A 26,323-nucleotide genomic window follows, 5' to 3' on the forward strand; every position below is an offset into this window, starting at 1 on the left:
TAGCCGCTTTTTTGATAACAAAACACACTACGAGGTGTACTATTTTTACCCGAGTCGCTAATTTTTGCCGTAAAGTGCTGAGCCGCGAAGAGAGCATGGCGAACGACGCTATTGCACAGCCACACATGTCGGTCATTCCGCGTGAGCAGCACAATATTTCCCGCAAAGATATCAGTGAAAATGCCCTCAAGGTGCTCTATCGTCTGAATAAAGCAGGCTACGAGGCCTATCTCGTCGGCGGCGGGGTGCGCGATTTACTGCTGGGCAAAAAACCAAAAGATTTCGACGTGACGACCAGCGCCACGCCTGAGCAGGTGCGTAAATTATTCCGCAACTGCCGTCTGGTTGGCCGCCGTTTCCGTCTGGCGCACGTGATGTTTGGACCGGAAATTATTGAAGTGGCGACCTTCCGCGGTCACCACGAAGCGGGCGTTAACGATCGCACGACTTCCCAGCGCGGCCAAAACGGCATGCTGCTGCGTGACAACATCTTCGGCTCTATTGAAGAAGATGCTCAGCGTCGCGATTTCACCATCAACAGCCTTTACTACAGCGTGGCGGATTTTACCGTGCGCGATTACGTCGGCGGTATGCAGGATCTGAAAGATGGTCTGATTCGCCTGATCGGTACGCCGGAAACACGCTATCGCGAAGATCCGGTCCGAATGCTGCGCGCCGTGCGTTTCGCCGCCAAGCTGAACATGCGTATCAGCCCGGAAACCGCAGAGCCGATCCCGCGCCTGGCGACGCTGATCAACGACGTGCCCCCTGCCCGTCTGTTTGAGGAGTCGTTAAAGCTGCTCCAGGCAGGCTACGGGTTTGAAACCTACAACCTGCTGCGTGAATACAACCTGTTCCAGCCGCTGTTCCCGACCATTACCCGCTACTTCACCGAAAACGGTGACAGCGCAATGGAGCGGATAATTGCGCAGGTGCTGAAGAACACCGATACCCGTATTCATAACGATATGCGCGTGAATCCGGCGTTCCTGTTCGCGGCCATGTTCTGGTATCCGCTGCTGGAAACGGCGCAGCGCATTACCCAGGAGAGCGGTCTCGCCTATTATGATGCGTTCGCGCTGGCGGCAAACGACGTGCTGGACGAAGGCTGTCGCACGCTGGCGATCCCGAAACGTATTACCACGCTGGTGCGTGATATCTGGCAGCTTCAGCTGCGTATGTCCCGCCGTCAGGGTAAACGCGCCTGGAAGCTGATGGAGCATCCTAAGTTCCGCGCCGCGTTCGATCTGCTCTCTCTGCGTGCTGAAGTGGAAAGGAACCCGGAACTACAGCGCCTGGCGCAGTGGTGGGGCGAGTTTCAGGTTTCTGCGCCACCGGAGCAAAAAGATATGCTTACGGATCTGGATGATGAACCGGCACCGCGCCGTCGTCACCGTCGCCCGCGCAAACGCGCACCGCGTCGTGAAGGTACGGCATGACCCTTGCGTATATCGCCATCGGCAGCAATCTGGCCTCTCCGCTGGAGCAGGTTAACGCTGCCGTGCAGGCCCTGGGAGAGATCCCCCAAAGCCGCATTGTCGCGCTGTCCTCATTTTACCGTACGCCGCCGCTCGGCCCGCAGGATCAACCTGATTATCTGAACGCCGCCGTGGTGCTGGAAACGACCCTTGACGCAGAAACGCTGCTGGATAATACCCAGCGTATTGAGCTACAGCAGGGTCGTGTCCGCAAAGCCGAACGCTGGGGACCGCGCACGCTCGATCTCGATATTATGCTTTTCGGTCACGAGGTGATTAACACCGAACGCCTCACCGTTCCGCATTACGACATGAAAAACCGTGGGTTTATGCTCTGGCCACTGTTTGAAGTCGCGCCCGATCTCACCTTCCCTGACGGCTCCTCGCTGCAAGCCGTTCTGCAAAATCTCAACGCGGATAAACCGGCCCGCTGGTAATCCCGCCTCCGCATCGATTAACCATTCCTTATTTGCGGTTAATCGATTGCCTAAAATCATTGTTCCCTCAAATGTTACTGTTAGAATGCGCAAAGATTCGCTTTTGGGCCATCAGGAAACAGTATGAAACCAACCACCATCTCCTTATTGCAGAAATGCAAACAGGAAAAAAAACGCTTCGCCACTATCACCGCGTATGACTACAGCTTCGCAAAACTGTTTGCCGAAGAAGGGATCAACGTCATGCTGGTCGGAGACTCGTTAGGGATGACGGTACAAGGACATGATTCCACTCTGCCGGTCACGGTCGAGGATATTGCTTACCATACCCGCGCCGTGCGCCGGGGTGCCCCCGCCTGCCTGCTGCTTTCCGATCTGCCGTTTATGGCGTATGCCACCCCGGAGCAGGCCTTCGAAAATGCGGCGACAGTGATGCGCGCCGGCGCCAATATGGTCAAAATCGAAGGCGGCGCATGGCTGGTCGATACGGTGAAAATGCTCACCGACCGCGCCGTGCCGGTTTGTGGTCATTTGGGGCTGACGCCGCAGTCGGTCAACATCTTTGGCGGATATAAGGTGCAGGGCCGAGGCGATGCGGCGCAGACGCTGTTTGATGATGCCGTGGCGCTGGAAGCCGCGGGCGCGCAGCTGCTGGTGCTGGAGTGTGTGCCGGTTGAGCTGGCTAAGCGTATCACTGAGGCGCTGTCGATTCCGGTGATCGGCATCGGTGCGGGTAACGTCACCGATGGCCAGATTCTGGTCATGCACGACGCCTTCGGGATCACCGGCGGCCATATTCCAAAATTTGCTAAAAATTTCCTATCAGAAGCAGGCGACATGCGTGCTGCTGTGCGGCAGTATATTGCCGAGGTTGAGTCCGGCGTTTATCCGGCCGAAGAACACAGTTTCCATTAAGGAGTCCAGGTGTGCTAATCATAGAAACCCTGCCGCTGCTGCGTCAGCATATTCGTCGGGCGCGTCAGGAAGGTAAACGTATCGCCCTTGTCCCAACCATGGGCAACCTGCACGACGGCCATATGAAGCTGGTCGATGAAGCGAGAGCCCGGGCAGATATCGTGGTAGTTAGTATCTTCGTTAACCCGATGCAGTTCGATCGCGAAGACGATCTGGCGCGCTACCCACGTACCTTGCAGGAAGATTGCGAAAAGCTCAAAAAACGTCATGCGGATATCGTCTTCGCACCGGCACCCGCAGATGTGTATCCCCAGGGCACCACTGAATCGACCTACGTCGACGTGCCGGGTATTTCGACTATGCTGGAGGGCGCCAGCCGCCCGGGCCATTTCCGTGGCGTCTCCACCATCGTCAGCAAGCTGTTTAACCTGGTGCAGCCGGACATCGCCTGCTTTGGCGAGAAAGATTTCCAGCAGCTGGCGCTGATCCGCAAAATGGTTGCCGACATGGGCTACGACATCGAGATCGTCGGCGTGCCGATTGTACGCGCGAAAGATGGCCTGGCGCTCAGTTCCCGTAACGGCTATCTGACCGCCGAACAACGTAAAATTGCGCCGGGCTTAAGCAAAGTCATGAATACGATGGCAGAGCAACTGCTGGCAAAAGAGTTAACAGCAGAAGAGATTATCGCCCTGGCTGAACAGGCGCTGAACGAGAAAGGTCTTCGTGCTGACGACGTTCAAATTCGGGATGCCGATACGCTTCTGGCACTTACAGAGACCAGCAAACGTGCGGTAATTCTGGTGGCGGCATGGCTCGGCCAGGCCCGCCTTATCGATAACAAAGTGGTTGAGCTGGCGTAGTTTTTCTACCCGGAAGATGAAAGGTAAACGTAATGATTCGCAAAATGCTGCAAGGTAAGCTTCACCGTGTGAAAGTCACTCAGGCCGACCTGCATTATGAAGGCTCCTGCGCGATCGACCAGGATTTTCTCGACGCAGCGGGTATTCTCGAAAACGAAGCCATTGATATCTGGAACGTAAATAACGGCAAACGCTTCTCTACCTACGCCATTGCCGCTGAGCGCGGGTCCAAAATCATCTCCGTCAACGGGGCGGCGGCGCACTGCGCGGACGTAGGCGATATCGTGATTATCGCCAGCTTTGTCATGATGTCTGACGAAGAAGCGCGTCGCTGGCAGCCAAAAGTAGCCTACTTTGAAGGCGACAATGAGATGAAACGTACCGCGAAGGCGATTCCGGTACAGGTTGCCTGATAATATTTATCCCACGACCCATTCCTGCGCATTTATTAAATGAATGGGTCTTTAAAAAGCATTTATAGAATTAATATTCAAACTCTCCCCGCACAACCAGACAATCCCATCACATTGATAACAAATAATTTTAAATTTACTAAACTATTCATTTAGTTTAAATCACGCACAACATCTATATTTCATTGAGATTAACAATATAATTCGCCACGAAATTTAATTTCAAATAAAAGATTTACGGGCACTTATTATTAACTCAACGAATATGGATATTTAAATGATTTCTAAAAAATATGGTTTGGCAATTGCTATGGCAAGCGTATTGGCTGCGGGTTCAGCGGTAGCAGCAGATCCTGACACCGGCACTATTACTTTCCACGGCATGGTTTCTAACAATACTTGCCAGGTCTCCCTTGACCAGAAAATCGATCAGAACGGTAACGATTTTGACGTGACTCTGGACACTGTATTTGTGCGTGATTTCGCAAACGCACTGGGTAGCACCAGCACCCTGGGTGAAAAGAAATTCAGCCTTTCACTGACCGGTTGTGATACCGCAACTGTGAAGAAAGCATCTGCACAGTTCTCTTCCTGGGCTGGCTCCTCTTCTACCGAAGGCGGTCTGCTGGTTCCACCAAGCAATGCTCAGGGTTCAGCTAAGAACGTTAACCTGGTGCTGTCAAACGACGGTAACTCAGCTGTCGATCAGATCAAAATTGACCAGACTAACAACTCCCAGAAAGCAACCATCGATGAAACTTCTGGCGCAGGAAACCTGTACTACCGCGTAGCGTACACCCAGGGTCAGGGTTGGGATGCAACAAGTAATCCAGTTTCTGCTGGTACCGTGCAGGCACAGGTTGCCTTCACCATGATTTACGAATAAGAGATTCGTAAACTTTAAATTAAGCAATCCTTCATGATGAATGAGGGATTGCTTGTGTAATTCCAAAAGGAAGTGGAAAAAATGTCTCATTCAGTCTTCATTAAGAGTTTTCAAGCCGTATTGCTCGCAACTGCCGTTTTGGCCACATCGAATGCAAGTGCGGATATTGTTATTTCCGGCACCCGTATTATCTATCCACAGTCATCGAAGGATGTTGTTGTTAATCTCGATAACCATGGAACCAAACCGCTTTTGGTTCAAACCTGGCTTGATGATGGGCGTGATGGCGTAAATCCGGAAGAGTTAAAGCTTCCTTTTATCATTACCCCTCCAGTATCCCGTATTGACCCGAAAAAAGGCCAATCCGTACGTATTACCTACACAGGTACACCTTTACCACAGGATCGTGAATCGCTTTTCTGGTTCAATGTCCTGGAGATTCCACCAAAATCAAAAGCTGCGGATAAAGAGAATCTTAACCAGCTTCAGCTGGCATTCAGAACACGTATTAAATTCTTTTACCGTCCTGACGGGTTAAAAGGCTCGGCAGGTGAAGCAGCTGAGCATTTGACATGGACGCAGAAAAAAGAAGGAAACGCGGTTAAGCTTGTTGCCCATAATAATTCACCGTATAACGTCTCCGTTTCGGCGGTAACCATTAAAGCCAGTCAAAAAACATACGACGTTGATCATAAGGCCGTTCCACCGTTCAGTGATACCACAATGACGGTTAAAGGTTTAGCTTCTGCCGTAAATGGTAAAGTAGAGTTTGATTCTATTAATGACTATGGCGGCACAGACCATCACGAAGCGGGACTAAAATAGAGCACCCTTTAATACATATAATAATTAATAGCATTAACTCTGTGGAGAGCACCCTCTCTGCACTGATTAAGTGGATGTGCCATGTTATTTAAACGTTCTCTTTTATGTCTTACGATAAGTGCAGCATTGCCTTTTTATGCCTGTGCAGAAAATATCACGCCAGCAAAAGATCTGCCTGATAATGAAGAAGAGGTCGAGTTTAACGATCAATTTCTTTTAAATGGCAGCGCTAATATTGATATTAATCGTTTTTCACATGGCAACCCGGTTTTACCGGGGACCTATCGCACTAAGATCAACCTGAACGGTAAACTGAAGTCCACCGTGGAGGTCACGTTTAAAGATAACGGAACACCTCGTGCGACCCCGTGCATAACAAAACTGCTGCTGTCACAATCGGGTGTCGACACCAGCACATTGCCTGACGGACCGGAAGACGATGAAAGCTGCGTCGATATTAAAAAATCTTTCGCTGGCGCTACGGTTAGCTATGACAGTGGCAAGCAGGTTATGGATTTTAATTTTCCCCAGATTTATGTGCTGAAACGCCCGGCGGGATATGTCGACCCATCGTTGTGGGATAACGGAATTCCTGCCGCTCTGCTCTCTTATGACATGAACGGCTGGCGTAGCGAGAACAACGGCAGTACATCAGAAAGTGCATATGTAGGGTTACGCTATGGTCTGAATATGGGGCCATGGCGCCTGCGCTCGCGTGGCAATTTTAACTGGGACAAAGATAGCGGCACAAAATACTCCAGTCAGGATGTCTATTTGCAGCGCGATATCACACCATTGAGTGCCCAGTTTGTCATCGGCGACTCTTACACGCGTGGCGAGGCATTTAACTCTATGAGCCTTCGCGGCGCACGCATGTACAGTGACGATCGCATGTTGCCAATGGGGTCCACAGGCTACGCGCCTGTCATTCGGGGTGTCGCGAACAGTAACGCGAAGGTCAGCGTCACGCAGAGCGGCAATAAGATTTATGAAACCTCGGTGCCACCAGGCGCGTTTGAAATAAACGACCTGAGTACCACAGGTTACGGAAATGATTTACTGGTAACGATTGAAGAAGCTGATGGCAGCAAACGCTCCTTTACCGTACCCTTTTCATCCGTCACGCAGATGCTCCGTCCGGGAGCCTCTCGCTGGGACGTCGGTTTAGGTGAATTAAATGACGATTCACTGATTGATGCGCCTAAAGTGGGTTACGGTACGCTTTACTATGGCCTGAATAATACGTTCACGGGTTATATTGGCGCGCAATATACCGACATGGATTTTTATGCCGGTATTCTCGGCGTGGCAATGAACACCCCTGTTGGTGCGTTTGCATTCGACGTTACGCAATCTTATGCAGATATTGAGGGGCTGGATAAATTAAGCGGGCAAAGTTATCGTTTAACCTACAGCAAAATGATTGAGTCGACGAATACTTCCTTTAACGTTGCGGCTTATCGTTTCTCGACGGAAGACTACCTGACGCTTAACGATGCGGCGCAACTTCAGGACAGTATTAGGCACCAGAAGTACTCAAACCGTAGCTATGACTCAAACGAAGCGCTATATGCAGACTATCAGCGCACCAAAAACCAGGTGCAAATTAGTCTTAACCAACCGCTAACCTCCGGAGAAGACAATTTTGGCTCCCTGTATGTAAGCGGCACCTGGCAGGATTACTGGAACGCGACGGGCTCTACTTCCAATTACAATATTGGGTATAACAATAGCTTCACCTACGGCAGCTACAGCTTGTCATTACAGCGAACCTATGATCAGAACGGCAAGAAAGACGATAGCGTTTATTTAAGCCTAAGCATTCCATTAAGTGTATTCTCAAAAGATAGAGGGAATGCCGGTGGATTCTCAAACATCAATATGGGATTACGTTCCGACCTTAAAGGCGGCACAAGCTTTAACACGTCCGCGGGTGGAAATACGCAAGATAATAAGGTGAGTTATTCCGTTAGCGCCTCGTCAAACAGTGGTAATTATGGTGACCTGAATCAGATAAGCGGCTACGGGTCCTATAACAGTGAATATGGCCCGCTGGGTTTATCTGCCTCTTTTGGTGATGACAACAGTAAACAATATTCTGCCTCCTATAACGGTGGCATGGTCATCCATTCAGGAGGTATTGCATTTGCGCCAGGGAGTATTGGTGACAACGATGCGCTGGCACTGGTCAAAGCGAGTGGTGCGAAAGGCGCCGGTATCGGCTTTGGTAACAGCGAAATAGGCAGTTCCGGCTATGGCATTCTGCCTTATATGTCTGCCTACCGTGAAAACCGCGTATACCTTGATATCAGCACGCTGGAAAACGACGTTGAAATTAAAAACACCAGTGAAATTACGGTTCCCCGCAGTGGTTCCGTTGTGCTGGTTGATTTTGCAACCGATGAAGGTCGTTCATTAATTTTAGAACTTAAGCGCACCGATAACGGATTTATTCCTTTAGGCGCTGATGTTTTAAATGAAAAAAATGAATCTATTGGCACCGTGGGACAGGCGGGGCAAGCCTATGTCCGCGGCGTTGAGGATGAAGGCACGCTTCATGTTGTCTGGGGAAGCGATAAAGACAGTAAATGTGACGTGCATTATAACGTCTCATCACATGCTCAAAAAGTAGGACTTACAACGGTGCTCAGCAATCAAGTGTGCCAGATGTAATTATTCGGGAAAATAGACGAGAGTTTGTATGAAAAAAAATCTTTATAGCCTGTCAGTCGTTGCCGTAACGATGCTGGCGTTATCAGGTTCGGCGCTCGCCGAGGGCACGAATCTCGATGTTAACTTTACGGCCAATATCCGTGAAACCACTTGTGATATGAAACTGATGGGCGGTACGGGTTCCGATACGGATCAAACACTGCTCATTGGTAACGGCGGCCAGGTGCGTCTCGACGATGTCAAAGCTGGCACCGCAAATGCCAATTTCAAAATTGTGATTGTTGAATGCCCGGCCTCTCTGACCTCACTGAAAGCCACGGTAAAAGGAAGCCAATCGGGTTATTTGCTTAGCGGCCTTGTTAATCAAAAACCAAAAGCCGATGGAGGCGCAGATTTCTCTGCTGTTGAAATTGCCAGAGCCAGCGCACCGGAGGCCCCTTTTATCATCAACTCTGACGATGATGCTAAGCGACTGGTCTGGAGTGCAACAGAAATCCAGAATAAAGAAGTTCCTTTAGTAGCCACAATACGTGAAACCAAAGTTAATAGCATGACAGTTGGTGATTTTGAGGCTACTGCGACTTTTGAATTTAGCTACGAGTAATTGGTGCAGGAAAACGGAGCAACATTATGAAATTTAAATCTACTTTTATCGCCCTGTCCGTTTCTGCACTTCTGTATTCGGGAATGGCAAACGCAGCAATTACAGGTACTGACAGTGTTAAATTAACGATAAAATCAAAAATAGTCTCGGGCACGTGTACAGCAAAAGTGCTTAACGGTGCAGGAACTGCGTCCACTGAAATTGCGTTTGGCGACGTATATAAAACCGATCTGGTAAATAAGACTCGTGTCGAGCCGTTAAAAATTGCCTTTACAAACTGCTCTGGTGTAACTAAGGCAACGGTAGCCGCAGCGAGTGGTGCAGGTGGGGGATGCTCGGGTCCGAAAACGGACGGAGATTCTTATTCTGCTGGGTTAGCAACAGGCTTCGAAATCTGGTCAGGAGTTGTAGATACTGGCGTAATGTTGAGTTGCAAAAGGCCTCCGGCGGCACAGGAGGTCACCATTGCTGACGGTGTAGGGGAATTCCCGATGAACTCACGCATTGTGATTGCGAAAGACAGAAATATTGCCGATGTTGGCACAGGTGCCGTTACTGCGCCAGTAACCTTCACAGTCACCTATCAATAATTCCAGGAACCATTATGCAACAATCACCGTTTAATTTACACCAGCCCGGTCTTGTGTTGCTTATCGGTCTGGCTGGTAGCACTCTGCCTGGCGTAAGCCAGGCAGGTTCAGGTATGGATGTAAACCTGACAGCAAACATCGTTAATAATACCTGTCGGCTAAGCGTCGAAAACGGCGGAGAGATCATTTTGCCGACCGTGTCACGAGACTGGTTTTATAACAGCGACAAGAGCGATCGTTTATCGCCAAACGATGATGAAGCTGGAACGCCTTTTACGATCCACGTAGATGACTGCTACGCGAGCAGTGCAGAAGGCGCAACGATTAACAAACTAAAATTTAGTTTTGCTCCGCAAAATGGTTTCTGGAGTAATCACAGCCAGGTGTTTAAAAACGATGCCGCAGCCAGTGCGGCTGAAAATGTGGGTATCGTTATTTTTTCAGATACGTTCAAAACTAACGTCCTGAACAGCGACGGGACATCAAACGTTATTTACGATGTCGGTGGAAGTAGTGAGAACTATATAAAGGATTATGGCTTTTACGCACGTTATCAGAATATTGGAACGATCACCAGCGGTGTGGTTATGAGTAATGTTCTGGTTAATGTCAGCTACGAATAAAGGGATTTAGAATGAAAAAATATCTCAGCATATTAGCGTTCGCGGCGCTCGGAATGTCTGGCGCAGCAAAGGCTAATTTCGAGGAGTGCAAATTTTACGGTCATGATGACCTGCTGATTATGTCTCCGGGCGCACAACCGGTTATCACTCCTCTGCCTGTGGGCACAGTAACAACTCCCATACAGATCAGTAATACGATCATTATGGAAACAACGCCTGCGTTAAAATCCCATTGTGCAGGTGGAGCGGACGGTGAAAACACCTATCAGATTACCGACAACTCAATGCTGGAAGGCTACATAGATAACAAGGCCACCTTCCGGACGAATATTCCGGGTATTGTCTATACCCTGGCGATGTATCCCGATGGTAATGGCGTCACCGCGTGGTTCCCGCCCAACGCGGGCTCCTGGTATATGACCGCACCTAATGACGATCACGAAGAGCTGCTTGACGAAAAAACCTGGCATGTGCGCATGGAAATCTATCAAACCAACGGATTCCAGGGTGTTCCTTCGGATGTTAATTTTTTAACGGCCGGTGCAGGCCCCATTGGTCAGATCATTCTGGGTGATCCAAGCAATCCGGATACATCCGATCACCCTCGTCCCCATGTGAACATGAGCGAAATGTCATTCAGCATGCCTTTAAATCGCCCGACCTGTGTCTTACGTGCGCCCACAACGGTAAACCTTGGTGACTGGTATCCCGCAGAAGTCGAAAACGGGAATACCAGCAAAGTCGAGTTCCATGTTACGGGTACATGTGTAAATACAACCGCTGTTTACTATACGTTATCCTCCACACATACCACCGCAGATAAAAAATATTTTACCAATACCGTCGAGAATACAGGTGGTGTTACTGCGGCAGGAGGCGTCGGCGTCATGATTACGGATTCTGAAAATTCTATTTACCCCGTGCCGGCAGACAGTTACCAACGTGTCATTGCTATAGGAGAGGTTGTTGGGGATCCTGTTAGTATTATTGACAGATCACTTTGGGCCACGTTGGTCAAAACCGGTAGCGATCCGGTAACCGTCGGTGTTTTCGGTACCACCGTGACCATTCAGACCACGTACGAATAACCTACCCCTGCGGCTGATTGCTGATCAGCCGCGACATCGTCTCCAGCGAATCCGTTCTTAGAATATACAGCCGCTTCAGTAAGAACGGATTATCCCCCGGCTTCACCTTCCCTTTCACCGTTGTCACTGCCAGATGAAAACCGGCATCATTCGCGGCTTTAATCGCTTTATTGTCATACCCGCCAAACGGGTACGAAACATACAGCACGCGCGGGTTGAACTGCGCCAGTGCACGCCGTGAGCGTTCAAAATCGAACAGGATCACGTGATAGCTGCGGCTCAATAAGATGGGGTGTTTATACCCATCCACGCGATGCAGAAAGTGTGTGTGAGACTGAATGTCGAACACATCCTGGATGCCCTTGATTTCCTGAACGCTCATAAACTGTAGCGATCGGGGATCCCACTTCTGAGGGTGACCTTTGATTCGGGATGAAATAATAAACGCCGTCGCGTTGAAGCCATACTCTTTCAGCACCGGATACGCGTAGCGGCTCACCGATTTCAGGCCATCATCAAAAGTGATCACCACCGCTTTCGCGGGGAGGTTCATCTTGTTACGCACGTACCCTTCAAGCTGGTACATTGTCAGCGTGGTATAGCCTTGATCGCGTAACCAGGCCATCTGATTATTAAACGCACGTACGCTGGTTGTCGTGGAGGTATGTCGAAAACGGGTGTTCTCTTCATCACGCAGGATATGGTGGTAGGTCAGAACCGGCAGTCCGTTATCTTCCTGTGCATCCAGGCTGCTGATCCACGCCAGACGATTGCCGATGCGAATTTGAAACCAGGTCTGGTTCAGGCGATCTTTCAGCTTATTCAGAATCGGATAGCGAAGATTGGCGCTTAAGGTGCCAAAGGGCGCGCTTCCGCTGCTGGGGGCGTTATACACCGGCGTGTCTTTCCAGGTGATGAGGTTTTGATTGCTGAGCGGCTTGTTCAGATCGCCCAGACTGTCCTCAACGCGTTGCTTACCCTGCACTTTTTCCAGGTGCTCTTTATCAATAAACCCCGTACCGAATCCGAAACGAAATTCATAGTAATCCGCCGCGGCCGGAAAGACGGCGAGGATCTGCCCGGCGCGGACATTGCCCACGTTCACGACGGCATTTCCCACCTGCGCCCAGATGGCCGCATCTTCGGTGGTTTGCATATATTGGGCAGGAAGGCCTTGCTGACTGGTCAGGCTGGCAGACGCACCACCGGAGACCAGTAGCAGAAGGATAAAGATAACGCGCATGAGCATGGGATATAAATCGATACGGAAAATCAGTCGCCATTGTAGCAAAAGCGACATCAATACCAATGTTTAATGCTTATACAGATCGTGAAGCAGAACGAAAGGCGGATTCTTCTGCTGCTGGTGCCACAGGCTGCTCACGCCCGGCGAGCCCTGCGCCACAATGGCGTGACGAAACTCAGCGCTACTCAACGTTGCGCGCAGCGGATACATCGCTTCGAGTAAAGGCAGGCTGATACCGGAGATTACTTCACAGTTATCATGCTTATGGCTCATTAACGCCGCTGAACGGTAAGGCGCCGCGCCCGATCTGTCGGTGAGAAAAATCACGCCATCACCGGTGTCGGTTTCATGCAGCGCGTCGCACATCATCCGGCTTAGCATATTGGTGCTCAGCCCTCGCCAGTAATTTACCGCACGACATTGCGCCAGAGGGCCAAATCGGGCCTCCAGCTTCAGGAGCATTTCCTGTGCCTCTTCATCGTGGCAGGTGATAACCCATCCCAGCATAACGTCTCTCCTTAGCAGGCGAGTAGTTTATCCAGGTGAAGGTTAGTTTACGGTGATAACTGTCAAAGAAAGTGCCCGGCAAACAGAACGTCGCCGGGCAGAAGATTAGCTACGCAGCCCACGTCCACGCTGGATCAGATACCAGCACAGCAGATAGAACGCCACGATAAATACCGCCAGCACCACAACGGTGGTGAACAGCGGGACATCGGTAATGCCGAGGAAACCAAAGCGGAAGCCGCTGATCATATAGACAATCGGGTTCAGGTGCGACAGCGCCTGCCAGAACGGCGGCAGCAGCGTCAGGGAGTAGAACACCCCGCCCAGATAGGTTAGCGGCGTCAGCACGAAGGTCGGGATCAGGCTGATGTCATCGAACGTTTTGGCGAACACGGCGTTCAGCAAGCCAGCCAGTGAGAACAGGATCGCCGTCAGCAATAGCGTGAGCGCCACGAACAGCCACGAGTGCACCTGGAACGGCACGAAGAACAGCGAAATCGCCGTCACCAGAATACCCACGCACAGCCCGCGCGCCACGCCGCCGCCCACGTAACCGGCGATAATGACGTGCGTCGGCACTGGCGCCACCAGCAGCTCTTCAATGTTGCGCTGGAACTTGGCGCTGAAGAATGAGGACGCCACGTTCGCGTAAGCGTTGGTGATCACTGCCATCATGATCAGGCCCGGCACGATAAACTGCATATAGGTAAAGCCGTGCATCTCACCAATGCGGGAGCCAATCAGGTTGCCGAAAATGATGAAGTAGAGCGTCATGGTGATCACCGGCGGCACCAGGGTTTGCACCCAGATGCGCATAAAGCGGTTAATCTCTTTCGCCCAGATGCTTTTCAGCGCGACCCAGTAAAGATGCGTCATGCCTTGTCTCCTTGTTTATCGTGCACCAGAGAGACAAACAGCTCTTCCAGTCGGTTCGCTTTATTACGCATGCTTAATACCTGAACGCCCTGCGCGCTCAGCTGGGAGAACACGCTGTTGATTCCCTGCTCGCGCAGCACTTCTACCTCCAGCGTCGAGGTATCGACCAGGCGATAGTTATACCCCTCCAGCTTCGGCAGGGCGCTTTTCGCCGCCAGATCGAGGATAAAGGTCTCTGATTTTAGCTTGGAGAGCAGGTTCTTCATCGAGGTGTTTTCCACCAGCTCGCCGTGCTGAATGATGCCGATGTTGCGGCACAGCATCTCTGCCTCTTCAAGGTAGTGCGTGGTCAGAATGATGGTGGTGCCTTTGTCGTTCAGATCCTTCAGGAAGCCCCACATGGAACGACGCAGTTCAATATCCACGCCAGCGGTCGGTTCATCAAGAATGAGCAGCTTTGGCTCGTGCATCAGCGCGCGAGCAATCATCAGGCGGCGCTTCATCCCCCCGGACAACATCCGCGCGCGCTCGTTACGCTTCTCCCACAGGTCAAGCTGTTTGAGATACTTTTCGCTGCGCTCCAGCGCTTCTTTGCGCTCAACGCCATAGTAACCCGCCTGGTTAACAACAATCTGCTGTACCGTCTCAAACGGATTGAAGTTGAACTCCTGCGGCACCAGCCCCAGCTGGCGCTTGGCGTTGACCACGTCTTTTTGCAGGTCGTAGCCAAACACGCTAACGCGGCCAGACGTTTTATTGACCAGCGAGCTGATAATCCCGATGGTGGTCGATTTTCCCGCCCCGTTCGGCCCCAGAAGCGCGTAGAAATCTCCCGCTTCGACTTTAAGATCTATCCCGCGCAGCGCCTGGACGCCCCCCGGGTAGGTTTTTTTGAGCTGTTCAAGCTCCAGTGCAATCGCCATGAATTCAACTTACCTTAAGTTCTGACACACGTTGTGTGGTTTCATTAAAAGTCGGGTTACCCTATAGTAGCGCAACGCAATCACTTGGTTACAGGTCGCTAACCTCCATGAACGACATAGATACACTCATCAGCAACAATGCACTATGGTCAAAAATGCTGGTGGAGGAAGACCCCGGATTTTTTGGAAAACTGGCACAGGCGCAGAACCCGCGCTTTCTCTGGATTGGATGTTCCGACAGCCGCGTCCCCGCCGAACGTCTGACCGGTCTTGAACCGGGCGAACTGTTTGTTCACCGCAATGTGGCTAACCTCGTTATTCATACCGATCTCAACTGCCTTTCGGTTGTTCAGTATGCCGTTGACGTTCTGGAGGTTGAGCACATCATTATTTGTGGCCACTACGGCTGCGGCGGCGTACAGGCGGCGGTCGAAAATACAGAGCTGGGGTTAATCGATAACTGGCTGCTGCACATCCGTGATATCTGGTTCAAACATAGCTCACTGCTGGGCGAAATGCCGCAGGAGCGCCGTCTCGACACGCTGTGTGAGCTGAACGTGATGGAGCAGGTCTATAACCTGGGCCACTCGACGATTATGCAGTCTGCCTGGAAACGCGGACAGAAGGTCTCCATCCACGGCTGGGCGTACGGTATTCACGACGGCCTGCTACGCAATCTGGAAGTGACCGCCACCAACCGCGAAACGCTGGAACAGCGTTACCGCTCGGGAATTGCCAACCTCAAGCTTAAGCACGTTAACCATAAATAACAAAGCCGGGGGTTTTCACCCTCTCCCTGTGGGAGAGGGCTGGGGTGAGGGCATCAGCCCGCAATTATTCGTCCAGAATCACTACTTTCCCAACATACGGCAGATGGCGATAACGCTGTGCGTAATCAATGCCGTAACCCACCACGAATTCGTCCGGGATGGAGAAACCAACGAACTCCACCGGCACCTGCACTTCACGGCGCTCAGGCTTATCCAGCAGAGTACAAATCGCCAGTGATTTTGGTTCACGCAGGCTCAGGATCTCGCGCACCTTAGAGAGCGTGTTGCCGGAGTCGATGATGTCCTCAACAATCAACACATCTTTGCCACGAATATCTTCATCCAGATCTTTCAGGATTTTCACATCACGGGTTGTGGACATGCCGCTGCCGTAGCTGGAGGCGGTCATAAAATCGACCTCGTGCGGCACCTGCACTTCACGGCACAGGTCTGCCATGAACATGAAAGAACCACGCAACAGACCGACCAGCACCATTTCGCTGCCGCTGTCCTTGTAATGTTCGGTGATTTGACGACCCAGTTCGGCGATACGCGCTTTGATCTCGGCTTCCGGGATCATCACTTCAACAGTATGTTTCATATTACTAACCAAATGATTTTAGTGAAAATCTCTCAATGCGGATGACTCTCGCTCCGGCATCGATACGCAAGCCAGCCATTATACCAGTAAATGGATAAGCCTGGCGTATGAGTTATAAAAAGCAATATTTGTGATTCCGATCACAGTTGTTAATACCTATAATTAATTGCTAGCAAATAATTAACAAAACTGACGAGTACTTTTCTATGGCTGAAACAAAAACTAAACAGCCGCGTCTACTGGTGACATTAACAGCCGCGTTTGCCGCATTCTGCGCGCTGTATTTGTTAATCGGTGGCGTATGGCTGGTCGCGATTGGCGGCTCCTGGTACTACCCGATTGCGGGTCTGGTTATGGTTGGCGTAACCGTCCTGCTTTTACGCAGAAAACAATCTGCTCTGTGGCTGTACGCAGCGTTACTGCTCGCAACCATGATCTGGGGCGTCTGGGAAGTCGGGTTCGACTTCTGGGCGTTGACGCCGCGCAGCGACATTCTGGTCTTCTTCGGTATCTGGCTGATCCTGCCGTTTGTCTGGCGTCGTCTGATCGTCCCTTCCAGTGGGGCCGTGGCCGGTCTGGTCGTTGCCCTGCTGATTAGTGGCGGCATCCTGACCTGGGCCGGTTTTAACGACCCGCAGGAGATCAACGGTACGCTGAACGCGGAATCCACGCCGGCTGCGGCTATTTCGCAGGTGGCGGACGGTGACTGGCCTGCTTATGGTCGTAACCAGGAAGGTCAACGCTACTCCCCGCTGAAGCAGATCAACGCGGACAACGTGAAAAACCTGAAGGAAGCCTGGGTATTCCGTACCGGCGACCTGAAGATGCCAAACGATCCGGGTGAGCTGACCAACGAAGTGACCCCGATTAAAGTGGGCAACATGCTCTACCTGTGTACGGCGCACCAGCGTCTGTTCGCGCTCGACGCGGCTACCGGTAAAGAGAAATGGCACTTTGATCCACAGCTGAACTCCAACCCGTCGTTCCAGCACATTACCTGCCGCGGCGTCTCTTACCACGAAGCGCGCGCCGATAATGCCAGCCCGGAAGTCATTGCCGACTGTCCTCGCCGCATTATGCTGCCGGTGAACGATGGCCGCCTGTTTGCCATTAACGCTGAGACCGGCAAGCTGTGCGAAACCTTCGCCAATAAAGGCATTCTGAATCTTCAGACCAACATGCCGGACACCACGCCAGGCCTGTATGAGCCGACCTCCCCGCCAATCATCACCGATAAAACCATCGTGATTGCCGGTTCGGTAACGGATAACTTCTCTACCCGTGAAACCTCCGGCGTTATCCGTGGTTTCGACGTGAACACCGGTAAACTGCTGTGGGCCTTCGACCCGGGCGCGAAAGATCCTAACGCGATCCCATCGGATGAACACACCTTTACTTTTAACTCACCGAACTCCTGGGCACCAGCAGCGTATGACGCGAAGCTGGACCTGGTCTACCTGCCGATGGGCGTGACCACGCCGGATATCTGGGGCGGTAACCGTACGCCGGAGCAGGAACGTTACGCCAGCTCCATCGTGGCGCTGAACGCAACAACCGGTAAACTGGCATGGAGCTACCAGACCGTTCACCACGATCTGTGGGATATGGATATGCCGTCCCAGCCGACGCTGGCGGACATTACCGTTAACGGTAAAACCGTACCGGTGATTTACGCCCCGGCGAAAACCGGCAACATCTTCGTGCTGGATCGCAGCAACGGTAAGCTGGTTGTGCCTGCACCGGAAAAACCGGTTCCGCAGGGCGCGGCCAAAGGCGACTACGTCACCAAAACGCAGCCGTTCTCTGACCTGAGCTTCCGTCCGAAGAAAGATCTCAGCGGTGCAGACATGTGGGGTGCCACCATGTTTGACCAGCTGGTGTGCCGCGTGATGTTCCACCAGCTGCGCTACGAAGGGATTTTCACCCCGCCTTCAGAGCAGGGTACGCTGGTCTTCCCGGGTAACCTGGGGATGTTCGAATGGGGTGGGATCTCCGTTGACCCTAACCGTCAGGTCGCCATCGCTAACCCAATGGCGCTGCCGTTCGTTTCCCGCCTGATCCCTCGTGGTCCGGGTAACCCAATGGAGCAGCCGAAAGATGCGAAAGGCAGCGGTACCGAAGCCGGTATCCAGCCGCAGTATGGCGTTCCTTATGGTGTGACCCTGAATCCGTTCCTTTCTCCGTTCGGTCTGCCGTGTAAACAGCCTGCCTGGGGTTACATCTCCGGTCTGGATCTGAAGACCAACAAGATCGTCTGGAAGAAACGTATTGGTACGCCACAGGACAGCATGCCGTTCCCGATGCCTGTTCCAGTGCCGTTCAATATGGGTATGCCAATGCTGGGTGGCCCAATCTCCACCGCCGGTAACGTGCTGTTCATCGCGGCAACCGCAGATAACTACCTGCGCGCGTACAACATGACCAACGGTGAGAAACTGTGGCAAGGCCGTCTGCCAGCCGGTGGACAGGCAACGCCGATGACCTATGAAGTGAATGGCAAGCAGTACGTTGTCATCTCTGCGGGTGGTCACGGTTCGTTTGGCACGAAGATGGGCGACTATATTGTCGCGTATGCACTGCCTGACGACGCTAAGTAACGAAAAAGCCCGGTGGCGCTAACGCTTACCGGGCCTACGGGTGCCCTATGTAGGCCGGGTAAGGCGAAGCCGCCACCCGGCTTTTTTTATACGGTAAAACCGAGCATCATCCCCGTATCTTCATGCTCCAGCAGATGACAGTGGGCCATATAGGCAAACTCTTTCGGCGCCTCGTGGTCAAACTTCACCAGCACCTCGCTGACGCCGCCTTCCACCCTCACCGTATCTTTCCAGCCCGCACGATGCGCCTCCGGCGCTTTACCATTTTCAGACAGAATACGGAACTGCGTGCCGTGGATATGGAACGGGTGCAGCATCATGTCGCCTTCGCCTGAAATCACCCAGCGTTCAAACTGCCCTTTCGTGGCGGCGAACATGGGCGTGTTCATATCGAACGCTTTGCCGTTGATGCGGTTGGCGTTGTGGAAATCGAAACCATGGCCGCCGTGATCCATGCCGCCCATTTTACCGTGGTCCATATTCATATGGCCCATCATCTGCCCGTGATGCATTCCCGCCATGGCCTGATTGCCGTACTTCTTCATCAGCGCCTGCATGCCCATCATGTCTAGCATCGGATCCATAGAAAGCTGAAGTTTACGCTGCGTAAGCCCGTCCAGCGACGGGAGTGCTGGCAGCGTGGTGAGGGTCTCCGGCAGCGTGCCGGAGGCGGTGATCTGTAGCGGCTGAATGCGCAGGACCGGATGCGGCTTATCAAACGGCGCAACGGCCATCCCCATCTGGCTGACCGGCAGGGTCACCAGGTCAAACGCTTTGCCATCGCTGATATCCACCAGCACCTCGAAGCGCTCCCCCATCAGCATCGGCAGCTCGCTCACCTTCACCGGCTCCGGCAGCAGGCCGCCGTCGCTTGCCACCACGTAAAGCGGGCGTTTATCGCTGGTGGCGAAGTTCAGCGAGCGGGCGTTACAGCCGTTAAGCAGACGTAAGCGCAGCCAGCCTTTTGGCGCAGCATGCTGCGGGTAGATCGCGCCGTTGGTCAGGAGTGTATCGCCAAACCAGCCTACCGCCGCGCTCATTACGTCCAGCTGATAGTCAATTTGCCCGTCAGCGTTGAATTTTTTGTCCTGCACAATCACCGGGACATCGTCGATTCCCCACTGTTTCGGCAGGCGCAGCAGGCGGCTTTCATCGTCTTCAATCAGCACCAGGCCGGCCAGCCCCATCGCCACCTGATGGCCCGTTTTGCCATGCTGATGCGGGTGGAACCAGCAGGTCGCCGCGCGTTGTTCCGGAGTAAAGGTTACGCTGCGTTTACCACCAGGCCTGATAATGCCCTGAGGCCCTCCATCCACTTCGCCCGGGACTTCCAGCCCGTGCCAGTGCAGCGTGGTCTCTTCCGCAAGCGTGTTATGAATGTCTACCGTCACCGCCTTCCCTTTGCGTAACTGCAACGCCGGGCCGAGCAGATTGCCGTTATAGCCCCACGTCGTGGCGGCGTGCTGACCGAACGTGGTTTTACCGGCCTGCACCACAAGCTGAATGCGGCTGCGGGCATCTGCGGCGAGTAATTCAGGAATGGGTAAAGCCGGTCTGTCGGCGGCAAAAACGGCGCGGCTCCAGAGAGGTAACGCGCTGGCAACCCCCAGTGCGGCAGAAAATTTTAAAAAATCACGACGTTGCATGTGCATTTCCTTATTTCCAGCAGGCGATCTTTTGAGCATAAACCCTCCCCTTACCGGAAGGTCAAGCACGGCGGCAATAATAAAGATCGTCGGCCTGGCATCAAGTATGCTAACGTTAATTTTCCGTGATGCAGTGGTAAAGGCAATGAAGACGTTTTTCAGAACAATTTTGTTCGCCAGCCTGATGGCGATGTGTGCGAACAGTTACGCGCTAAGTGAAAACGAAGCGGAAGATATGGCCGATCTGACGGCAGTTTTTGTTTTTCTGAAAAACGATTGTGGTTACCAGAATTTACCCAATGGGCAAATTCGTCGCGCACTGGTCTTTTTTGCCCAGCAGAACCAATGGGACCTCAGCAACTACGACAGCTTCGACATGAAGGCGCTCGGTGAAGACAGCTACCGTGATTTAAGCGGTATTGGCATTCCCACTGCTAAAAAATGCAAAGCGCTGGCTCGCGATTCACTCAGCCTGCTCGCCTACGTGAAGTAACCTTCCCGACGCCCCTTGTTGACCCGTTAACCGCCTCACGGCGGTGTTGTGTTGCGCCCATCTGCCGGATGTAATGGATGTTAACGAAGGAGGTGCTCCCCATGACCGAAAAAACGGTATGGCAAGAAACACTGCATGACCAGTTTGGTCAGTATTTTGCCGTGGATAACGTGCTCTATCATGAGAAAACCGATCATCAGGATTTGATAATCTTCGAAAACGCCGCCTTTGGCCGCGTGATGGCGCTGGACGGCGTGGTGCAAACCACCGAGCGCGACGAGTTTATCTATCACGAAATGATGACCCACGTCCCGCTGCTGGCCCACGGCCACGCGAAGGACGTGCTGATTATCGGCGGCGGCGACGGCGCGATGCTGCGTGAAGTCTCTCGCCATCAGAATGTCGAAACCATCACCATGGTGGAAATCGACGCCGGTGTGGTGTCGTTCTGCCGCCAGTATCTGCCCAACCATAATGCCGGCAGCTATGACGATCCGCGGTTTAATCTGGTTATCGACGATGGCGTCAATTTTGTTAACCAGACCACGCAAACGTTTGATGTCATTATCTCTGACTGTACCGACCCTATCGGTCCGGGCGCGTCGCTGTTTACCTCGTCGTTTTACGAAGGCTGCAAGCGCTGCCTGAAGCCTGGCGGAATTTTTGTGGCGCAAAACGGCGTTTGCTTCCTGCAACAGGATGAAGCACTTGATAGCCACCGTAAGCTGAGCACCTATTTTGCTGACGTCAGCTTCTACCAGGCGGCGATCCCCACTTACTACGGCGGGATCATGACCTTTGCCTGGGCGACGGATAACGACGTTCTGCGCCATCTCTCTACCGAGATCGTGCAGGCCCGCTTCCACCAGGCCGGACTCCAGTGCCGCTACTACAACCCGGCGATCCACACCGCAGCCTTTGCGTTGCCTCAATATCTGCAAGACGCGCTGTCCTCAAAGGAGGTGAACTAATTGAAAAAGCTTAAACTGCATGGCTTTAACAATCTGACCAAAAGCCTGAGTTTTTGTATTTACGATATCTGCTACGCCAAAACAGCAGAAGAGCGCGATGGTTACATCGCCTATATCGATGAACTCTACAACGCCAACCGTCTGACCGAGATCCTGACAGAGACCTGCTCGATTATCGGCGCGAACATCCTGAATATCGCGCGCCAGGATTATGAGCCTCAGGGTGCGAGCGTCACCATTCTGGTGAGTGAAGAGCCGGTTGACCCGAAGCTTATCGACAAAACCGAGCACCCCGGCCCGCTGCCGGAAGTGGTAGTCGCCCACCTGGATAAAAGCCACATCTGCGTGCACACCTACCCGGAAAGCCACCCGGAAGGCGGGCTGTGTACCTTCCGCGCGGATATTGAAGTGTCGACCTGCGGCGTGATTTCACCGCTGAATGCGTTGAATTATTTAATCCACCAGCTGGAATCCGATATCGTCACTATTGATTATCGCGTGCGTGGTTTTACCCGTGATATCAACGGCATGAAGCACTTCATTGATCATGAGATCAACTCCATTCAGAACTTCATGTCCGAGGACATGAAGTCGCTGTACGACATGATGGATGTGAACGTCTATCAGGAGAATATCTTCCATACCAAGATGATGCTTAAAGAGTTCGATCTTAAGCACTATATGTTCCATACCAGGCCGGAAGATTTAAGTGACGAAGAGCGTAAGGTCATTACCGACCTGCTCTGGAAAGAGATGCGCGAAATTTACTACGGCCGTAACATTCCGACCGTGTAAACGTGATCCGGAGCAGGGACGCTTCGGGGAGTTACTTCTGTTTCATAAAATCGCGGTAGGCGTTCAACACGCTCAGAAAGTCTTCCACGCCGCACAGCGACAGGCTCTCTTCGTCGTAGTAGCTCATCCCCTCTTCCATCTCATCACCCGAGAACTCAAGTTGGTTGGCGCGCACCATCACCTCTTCGCCATCCATCCACAGCGTGTATTCGTGCCCGGCGCGTAGCCAGGAGCGTTCACTGCCTTTCACCGTTTCCGCCGCCTGTTCGACTTCATCCAGCAGCGCGAGGTTCTCTTTCACCTCTTCGTTAAACCAGTGTCCAACGGCTTCGTGCCCCATCGACATTCGCACTTTCACCACGCCGGTGATGTCGCGCAAAAATTCGTAATCCATAGCGTTTTCCTCTGCAAAGCCATTAGGGTAATTATCGCAGCAGAGAGGAAGAAAAAAAGCGGGAGAGGTGGGAGGAATGAAAATAAAAAACCCACCGACGTTGCGATGGGTTTTGTAGGCCCGGTAAGCGTAGCGCCACCGGGCAATAGGTCAGGTGCGGAGCGGTCTGGTGCCCTCACCCCCAGCCCCTCTCCCACGGGAGAGGGTAGTATTTATACTGCGGTCTGGAAGATCACCCCGTCAGCCTTCTCGGTGTACTGAGAGAGCTGGTCGAAGTTCAGATAACGATAAGTATCCACCGCCGTCTTATCTACCTGCGCCACAAAGGTCTGGTACTCTTCCGGCGTTGGCAGTTTGCCAATCAGCGCCGCAACCGCCGCCAGCTCCGCAGAGGCCAGGTAAACGTTCGCCCCGGTTCCTAAACGGTTAGGGAAGTTACGGGTTGAGGTGGAAACCACCGTCGCACCGTCGGCCACGCGCGCCTGGTTGCCCATACACAGGGAACAGCCAGGGATTTCAATACGCGCCCCGCTCTTACCAAACACGCTGTAGTAACCCTCTTCGGTCAGCTGCGCCGCATCCATACGGGTTGGCGGCGCCACCCACAGACGGGTCGGCAGCTGGCCTTTGTGGGTATCCAGCAGCTTACCGGCAGCACGGAAGTGGCCGATGTTGGTCATACAGGAGCCGATGAACACTTCGTCGATCTTATCGCCCTGCACGTCAGAGAGCAGACGCGCATCATCCGGATCGTTAGGCGCACACAGGATTGGCTCTTTGATATCCGCCAGATCGATCTCAATCACCGCCGCGTACTCTGCGTCTGCATCGGCTTCCAGCAGCTGCGGATCCGCCAGCCATTTTTCCATGCCCTGAATACGACGCTCCAGCGTACGACGGTCGCCGTAGCCTTCCGCTATCATCCACTTCAGCAGCACGATGTTGGAGGTCAGATACTCAATAATCGGCTCTTTGTTCAGCTTGATGGTACAGCCCGCCGCAGAACGCTCGGCAGAGGCATCGGTCAGCTCGAACGCCTGCTCCACTTTCAGATCCGGCAGACCTTCAATTTCCAGAATGCGGCCAGAGAAGATGTTTTTCTTGCCTTTCTTCTCGACGGTCAGCAGACCCTGTTTAATGGCATACAGCGGGATCGCGTGCACCAGATCGCGCAGGGTAATGCCCGGCTGCATTTTACCTTTGAAGCGCACCAGCACCGACTCAGGCATGTCCAGCGGCATTACGCCGGTCGCCGCAGCAAACGCCACCAGACCGGAGCCCGCCGGGAAGGAGATACCGATTGGGAAACGGGTGTGGGAGTCACCGCCGGTACCGACGGTATCCGGCAGAAGCATGCGGTTCAGCCAGGAGTGAATCACGCCGTCACCCGGACGCAGGGAGACACCGCCACGGTTCATAATGAAGTCTGGCAGCGTGTGGTGCGTGGTTACGTCAACCGGCTTCGGATACGCCGCGGTGTGGCAGAAGGATTGCATCACCAGATCGGAAGAGAAGCCCAGGCACGCCAGGTCTTTCAGTTCATCACGGGTCATTGGGCCAGTGGTGTCCTGAGACCCCACGGAGGTCATTTTCGGTTCGCAGTACGCGCCAGGACGGATACCAGTGACGCCGCAGGCGCGACCCACCATTTTCTGCGCCAGAGAGTAACCGCGGTTGCTCTCGGCCACGTCTTTCGCCTGACGGAATACGTCACTGTGCGGCAGACCCAGCGCTTCACGCGCTTTGGTGGTCAGGCCACGGCCGATGATCAGCGGAATACGGCCACCGGCACGCACTTCGTCGATCAGCACGTCGGTTTTCAGCTCAAAACTGGCCAGCAGTTCGTTGGTTTCGTGGTTGCGCACTTCGCCTTTATACGGGTAAACGTCAATCACGTCGCCCATGTTCAGGTTGCTCACATCCACTTCAATTGGCAGCGCGCCCGCATCTTCCATGGTGTTGAAGAAGATTGGCGCAATTTTGCCGCCGAGGCACAGGCCGCCGCCGCGCTTGTTCGGCACGTGCGGAATGTCGTCGCCCATGAACCACAGCACGGAGTTGGTGGCGGATTTACGGGAAGAACCGGTACCGACCACGTCACCGACGTAAGCCAGCGGGAAACCTTTTTGTTGCAGGGCTTCGATCTGTTTGATCGGGCCAACCACGCCTGGCTGATCCGGCTCAATGCCTTCACGGGCGTTTTTCAGCATCGCCAGGGCGTGCAGTGGGATATCCGGGCGAGACCATGCATCCGGAGCCGGAGAAAGGTCATCGGTGTTGGTTTCACCGGTCACTTTAAAGACGGTAACGGTAATTTTTTCAGCAAGCTGAGGGCGGTTCAGGAACCATTCGGCATCGGCCCAAGACTGCATCACCTGCTTCGCGTAAACGTTGCCTGCTTTGGCTTTTTCTTCCACATCGTAGAAGTTATCGAACATCAGTAGCGTTGAAGAGAGCGCTTTGGCAGCAATTGGCGCCAGCTTGTCGTTATCCAGCGCGTCAATCAGCGGATGAATGTTATAGCCGCCCTGCATGGTGCCGAGCAGTTCAATCGCTTTTTCAGGAGTAACCAGTGGGGAGGTGGCTTCGCCTTTGGCAACGGCGGCAAGGAATCCGGCTTTTACGTAGGCAGCTTCATCTACGCCAGGCGGTACACGGTTGATCAGCAGATCTAACAGGAATTCTTCTTCGCCCTCAGGCGGGTTCTTCAGCAGCTCGACGAGCGCGGCCATTTGGGTTGCATCTAACGGTTTGGGTACAATTCCCTCGGCGGCACGTTCTGCTACGTGCTTACGGTATTCTTCTAGCACGACGGTTCTCCTCGCTCTCATTGTCATATGCGGCGGGCGTTCTCTTCACGCTCCTGTGAGACAGCAGTTTGTAGGGTAAATGCCCGATACCGCGTCGGGCAGCATAGCAGGATTTCTGCACAGTGTTAATCTGTTTACAAAAAAGCAACATTAAAAAATTTGCTGAATCGTTAAGCATGGTATAGCACCCCGTCACCGGGCCCGAAAGCAGTTCCGTAAGTTTGTCGCCACCCCAGCAACTAGCTGCTGGCCGCTCGCAAGAGCGGCCTTCTGAATGTCCGTCGCCTGCTCAGCCATCC

The 26,323-nt window shown here is 52.9% G+C and carries 25 protein-coding genes; 17 read left to right on the plus strand and 8 right to left on the minus strand.

What is annotated here, in order from left to right:
* The first annotated feature begins 41 nt into the window (after nucleotides 1-41).
* From pcnB to ACOTY5_RS13555, 12 genes are all read left to right on the plus strand, one after another.
* A complete protein-coding gene (pcnB, locus tag ACOTY5_RS13500; protein ID WP_026080645.1) occupies nucleotides 42-1,439 on the plus strand; it encodes a polynucleotide adenylyltransferase PcnB in 1,398 nt (465 codons plus the stop codon).
* A complete protein-coding gene (gene folK, locus ACOTY5_RS13505) occupies nucleotides 1,436-1,915 on the plus strand; it encodes a 2-amino-4-hydroxy-6-hydroxymethyldihydropteridine diphosphokinase (protein WP_015572706.1) in 480 nt (159 codons plus the stop codon). The genes pcnB and folK overlap by 4 nt, the downstream gene beginning before the upstream one ends.
* A gap of 123 nt (nucleotides 1,916-2,038) precedes the next feature.
* Nucleotides 2,039-2,830, plus strand: a complete 792-nt coding sequence (panB, locus tag ACOTY5_RS13510) for a 3-methyl-2-oxobutanoate hydroxymethyltransferase (RefSeq protein ID WP_045141598.1) — start codon at nucleotides 2,039-2,041, stop codon at nucleotides 2,828-2,830.
* Nucleotides 2,831-2,841: 11 nt separating this feature from the next.
* Nucleotides 2,842-3,693, plus strand: a complete 852-nt coding sequence (panC, locus tag ACOTY5_RS13515) for a pantoate--beta-alanine ligase (protein WP_003856282.1) — start codon at nucleotides 2,842-2,844, stop codon at nucleotides 3,691-3,693.
* A gap of 32 nt (nucleotides 3,694-3,725) precedes the next feature.
* Entirely contained in the window at nucleotides 3,726-4,106 is a 381-nt protein-coding gene (gene panD, locus ACOTY5_RS13520; RefSeq protein ID WP_003856284.1) for an aspartate 1-decarboxylase, read from the plus strand.
* A gap of 277 nt (nucleotides 4,107-4,383) precedes the next feature.
* On the plus strand, nucleotides 4,384-4,992 hold the full coding sequence (locus tag ACOTY5_RS13525; protein ID WP_017383757.1) for a fimbrial protein: 609 nt from the start codon (nucleotides 4,384-4,386) through the stop codon (nucleotides 4,990-4,992).
* Nucleotides 4,993-5,073: 81 nt separating this feature from the next.
* A complete protein-coding gene (locus ACOTY5_RS13530; RefSeq protein ID WP_015572704.1) occupies nucleotides 5,074-5,817 on the plus strand; it encodes a fimbrial chaperone in 744 nt (247 codons plus the stop codon).
* A gap of 81 nt (nucleotides 5,818-5,898) precedes the next feature.
* Complete coding sequence (locus ACOTY5_RS13535) at nucleotides 5,899-8,490, plus strand: outer membrane usher protein (protein WP_063436972.1); 2,592 nt, start codon at nucleotides 5,899-5,901, stop codon at nucleotides 8,488-8,490.
* Between the two features lie 28 nt (nucleotides 8,491-8,518).
* Nucleotides 8,519-9,094, plus strand: a complete 576-nt coding sequence (locus ACOTY5_RS13540; protein ID WP_015572703.1) for a fimbrial protein — start codon at nucleotides 8,519-8,521, stop codon at nucleotides 9,092-9,094.
* 26 nt (nucleotides 9,095-9,120) lie between these two features.
* On the plus strand, nucleotides 9,121-9,684 hold the full coding sequence (locus tag ACOTY5_RS13545) for a hypothetical protein (protein ID WP_015572702.1): 564 nt from the start codon (nucleotides 9,121-9,123) through the stop codon (nucleotides 9,682-9,684).
* A gap of 14 nt (nucleotides 9,685-9,698) precedes the next feature.
* Nucleotides 9,699-10,307, plus strand: coding sequence for a fimbrial-like protein (locus ACOTY5_RS13550; protein ID WP_045141599.1), 609 nt, complete (start codon nucleotides 9,699-9,701; stop codon nucleotides 10,305-10,307).
* Nucleotides 10,308-10,318: 11 nt separating this feature from the next.
* Nucleotides 10,319-11,395, plus strand: coding sequence for a fimbrial protein StkG (locus tag ACOTY5_RS13555; RefSeq protein WP_015572700.1), 1,077 nt, complete (start codon nucleotides 10,319-10,321; stop codon nucleotides 11,393-11,395).
* Between the two features lies 1 nt (nucleotide 11,396).
* Here ACOTY5_RS13555 and ACOTY5_RS13560 read toward each other — a convergent pair whose 3' ends face one another.
* From ACOTY5_RS13560 to ACOTY5_RS13575, 4 genes are all read right to left on the minus strand, one after another.
* Entirely contained in the window at nucleotides 11,397-12,644 is a 1,248-nt protein-coding gene (locus tag ACOTY5_RS13560; protein WP_015572699.1) for a polysaccharide deacetylase family protein, read from the minus strand.
* A 63-nt stretch (nucleotides 12,645-12,707) separates the two neighbouring features.
* Nucleotides 12,708-13,148, minus strand: a complete 441-nt coding sequence (locus ACOTY5_RS13565) for a PTS sugar transporter subunit IIA (protein WP_015572698.1) — start codon at nucleotides 13,146-13,148, stop codon at nucleotides 12,708-12,710.
* A gap of 105 nt (nucleotides 13,149-13,253) precedes the next feature.
* A complete protein-coding gene (locus ACOTY5_RS13570; RefSeq protein WP_006810078.1) occupies nucleotides 13,254-14,024 on the minus strand; it encodes an ABC transporter permease in 771 nt (256 codons plus the stop codon).
* Nucleotides 14,021-14,947, minus strand: coding sequence for an ABC transporter ATP-binding protein (locus ACOTY5_RS13575; RefSeq protein ID WP_017383763.1), 927 nt, complete (start codon nucleotides 14,945-14,947; stop codon nucleotides 14,021-14,023). The genes ACOTY5_RS13570 and ACOTY5_RS13575 overlap by 4 nt, the downstream gene beginning before the upstream one ends.
* Nucleotides 14,948-15,054: 107 nt before the next feature.
* On the opposite strand from ACOTY5_RS13575, the gene can reads away from it, so the two are divergent.
* Nucleotides 15,055-15,717: a carbonate dehydratase gene (gene can, locus ACOTY5_RS13580; RefSeq protein WP_003856301.1), complete on the plus strand. Its 663-nt coding sequence runs from the start codon at nucleotides 15,055-15,057 to the stop codon at nucleotides 15,715-15,717.
* Nucleotides 15,718-15,781: 64 nt separating this feature from the next.
* On the opposite strand, the gene hpt is transcribed toward can, so the two are convergent.
* Nucleotides 15,782-16,318 (minus strand): hypoxanthine phosphoribosyltransferase, encoded by a 537-nt coding sequence (gene hpt / locus ACOTY5_RS13585; protein WP_003856303.1) that lies wholly within the window; start codon nucleotides 16,316-16,318, stop codon nucleotides 15,782-15,784.
* Nucleotides 16,319-16,524: 206 nt separating this feature from the next.
* On the opposite strand from hpt, the gene ACOTY5_RS13590 reads away from it, so the two are divergent.
* Entirely contained in the window at nucleotides 16,525-18,915 is a 2,391-nt protein-coding gene (locus tag ACOTY5_RS13590; RefSeq protein WP_003856304.1) for a glucose/quinate/shikimate family membrane-bound PQQ-dependent dehydrogenase, read from the plus strand.
* 86 nt (nucleotides 18,916-19,001) lie between these two features.
* Here the strand turns inward: ACOTY5_RS13590 and cueO are convergent, their stop codons facing one another.
* On the minus strand, nucleotides 19,002-20,561 hold the full coding sequence (cueO, locus tag ACOTY5_RS13595) for a multicopper oxidase CueO (RefSeq protein ID WP_032652587.1): 1,560 nt from the start codon (nucleotides 20,559-20,561) through the stop codon (nucleotides 19,002-19,004).
* 145 nt (nucleotides 20,562-20,706) lie between these two features.
* Here cueO and ACOTY5_RS13600 point away from each other — a divergent pair, with 145 nt between their 5' ends.
* From ACOTY5_RS13600 to speD, 3 genes are all read left to right on the plus strand, one after another.
* The gene (locus tag ACOTY5_RS13600) at nucleotides 20,707-21,054 is read left to right on the plus strand and encodes a YacC family pilotin-like protein (protein WP_003856306.1); all 348 of its coding nucleotides are present in this window, start codon (nucleotides 20,707-20,709) and stop codon (nucleotides 21,052-21,054) included.
* Between the two features lie 101 nt (nucleotides 21,055-21,155).
* A complete protein-coding gene (gene speE, locus ACOTY5_RS13605) occupies nucleotides 21,156-22,025 on the plus strand; it encodes a polyamine aminopropyltransferase (RefSeq protein ID WP_015572694.1) in 870 nt (289 codons plus the stop codon).
* Nucleotides 22,026-22,820, plus strand: coding sequence for an adenosylmethionine decarboxylase (gene speD, locus ACOTY5_RS13610; protein WP_017694500.1), 795 nt, complete (start codon nucleotides 22,026-22,028; stop codon nucleotides 22,818-22,820). It begins immediately after the preceding gene.
* 31 nt (nucleotides 22,821-22,851) lie between these two features.
* Here the strand turns inward: speD and yacL are convergent, their stop codons facing one another.
* Together yacL and acnB are read right to left on the minus strand one after the other, a co-directional pair.
* Nucleotides 22,852-23,214, minus strand: a complete 363-nt coding sequence (yacL, locus tag ACOTY5_RS13615) for a protein YacL (RefSeq protein WP_045141602.1) — start codon at nucleotides 23,212-23,214, stop codon at nucleotides 22,852-22,854.
* 212 nt (nucleotides 23,215-23,426) lie between these two features.
* Nucleotides 23,427-26,024 carry a bifunctional aconitate hydratase 2/2-methylisocitrate dehydratase gene (acnB, locus tag ACOTY5_RS13620; protein ID WP_017383766.1) on the minus strand — a complete coding sequence of 866 codons (2,598 nt, stop codon included), beginning with the start codon at nucleotides 26,022-26,024 and terminating at the stop codon, nucleotides 23,427-23,429.
* Nucleotides 26,025-26,323 lie beyond the last annotated feature (299 nt).

Source organism: Enterobacter cloacae complex sp. SHL018 (genome assembly GCF_049237905.1).
Taxonomy (GTDB): Bacteria; Pseudomonadota; Gammaproteobacteria; order Enterobacterales; family Enterobacteriaceae; genus Enterobacter; species Enterobacter hormaechei_C.

Bases quoted from the DNA above. Each gene is read 5' to 3' on its own strand.
- folK (WP_015572706.1), top strand. From the start codon at position 1,436: ATGACCCTTGCGTATATCGCCATCGGCAGCAATCTGGCCTCTCCGCTG.
- panB (WP_045141598.1), top strand. From the start codon at position 2,039: ATGAAACCAACCACCATCTCCTTATTGCAGAAATGCAAACAGGAAAAA.
- panD (WP_003856284.1), top strand. From the start codon at position 3,726: ATGATTCGCAAAATGCTGCAAGGTAAGCTTCACCGTGTGAAAGTCACT.
- ACOTY5_RS13525 (WP_017383757.1), top strand. From the start codon at position 4,384: ATGATTTCTAAAAAATATGGTTTGGCAATTGCTATGGCAAGCGTATTG.
- ACOTY5_RS13530 (WP_015572704.1), top strand. From the start codon at position 5,074: ATGTCTCATTCAGTCTTCATTAAGAGTTTTCAAGCCGTATTGCTCGCA.
- ACOTY5_RS13535 (WP_063436972.1), top strand. From the start codon at position 5,899: ATGTTATTTAAACGTTCTCTTTTATGTCTTACGATAAGTGCAGCATTG.
- ACOTY5_RS13540 (WP_015572703.1), top strand. From the start codon at position 8,519: ATGAAAAAAAATCTTTATAGCCTGTCAGTCGTTGCCGTAACGATGCTG.
- ACOTY5_RS13545 (WP_015572702.1), top strand. From the start codon at position 9,121: ATGAAATTTAAATCTACTTTTATCGCCCTGTCCGTTTCTGCACTTCTG.
- ACOTY5_RS13550 (WP_045141599.1), top strand. From the start codon at position 9,699: ATGCAACAATCACCGTTTAATTTACACCAGCCCGGTCTTGTGTTGCTT.
- ACOTY5_RS13555 (WP_015572700.1), top strand. From the start codon at position 10,319: ATGAAAAAATATCTCAGCATATTAGCGTTCGCGGCGCTCGGAATGTCT.
- ACOTY5_RS13560 (WP_015572699.1), bottom strand. From the start codon at position 12,644: ATGCTCATGCGCGTTATCTTTATCCTTCTGCTACTGGTCTCCGGTGGT.
- ACOTY5_RS13565 (WP_015572698.1), bottom strand. From the start codon at position 13,148: ATGCTGGGATGGGTTATCACCTGCCACGATGAAGAGGCACAGGAAATG.
- ACOTY5_RS13570 (WP_006810078.1), bottom strand. From the start codon at position 14,024: ATGACGCATCTTTACTGGGTCGCGCTGAAAAGCATCTGGGCGAAAGAG.
- ACOTY5_RS13575 (WP_017383763.1), bottom strand. From the start codon at position 14,947: ATGGCGATTGCACTGGAGCTTGAACAGCTCAAAAAAACCTACCCGGGG.
- can (WP_003856301.1), top strand. From the start codon at position 15,055: ATGAACGACATAGATACACTCATCAGCAACAATGCACTATGGTCAAAA.
- hpt (WP_003856303.1), bottom strand. From the start codon at position 16,318: ATGAAACATACTGTTGAAGTGATGATCCCGGAAGCCGAGATCAAAGCG.
- ACOTY5_RS13590 (WP_003856304.1), top strand. From the start codon at position 16,525: ATGGCTGAAACAAAAACTAAACAGCCGCGTCTACTGGTGACATTAACA.
- cueO (WP_032652587.1), bottom strand. From the start codon at position 20,561: ATGCAACGTCGTGATTTTTTAAAATTTTCTGCCGCACTGGGGGTTGCC.
- ACOTY5_RS13600 (WP_003856306.1), top strand. From the start codon at position 20,707: ATGAAGACGTTTTTCAGAACAATTTTGTTCGCCAGCCTGATGGCGATG.
- speE (WP_015572694.1), top strand. From the start codon at position 21,156: ATGACCGAAAAAACGGTATGGCAAGAAACACTGCATGACCAGTTTGGT.
- yacL (WP_045141602.1), bottom strand. From the start codon at position 23,214: ATGGATTACGAATTTTTGCGCGACATCACCGGCGTGGTGAAAGTGCGA.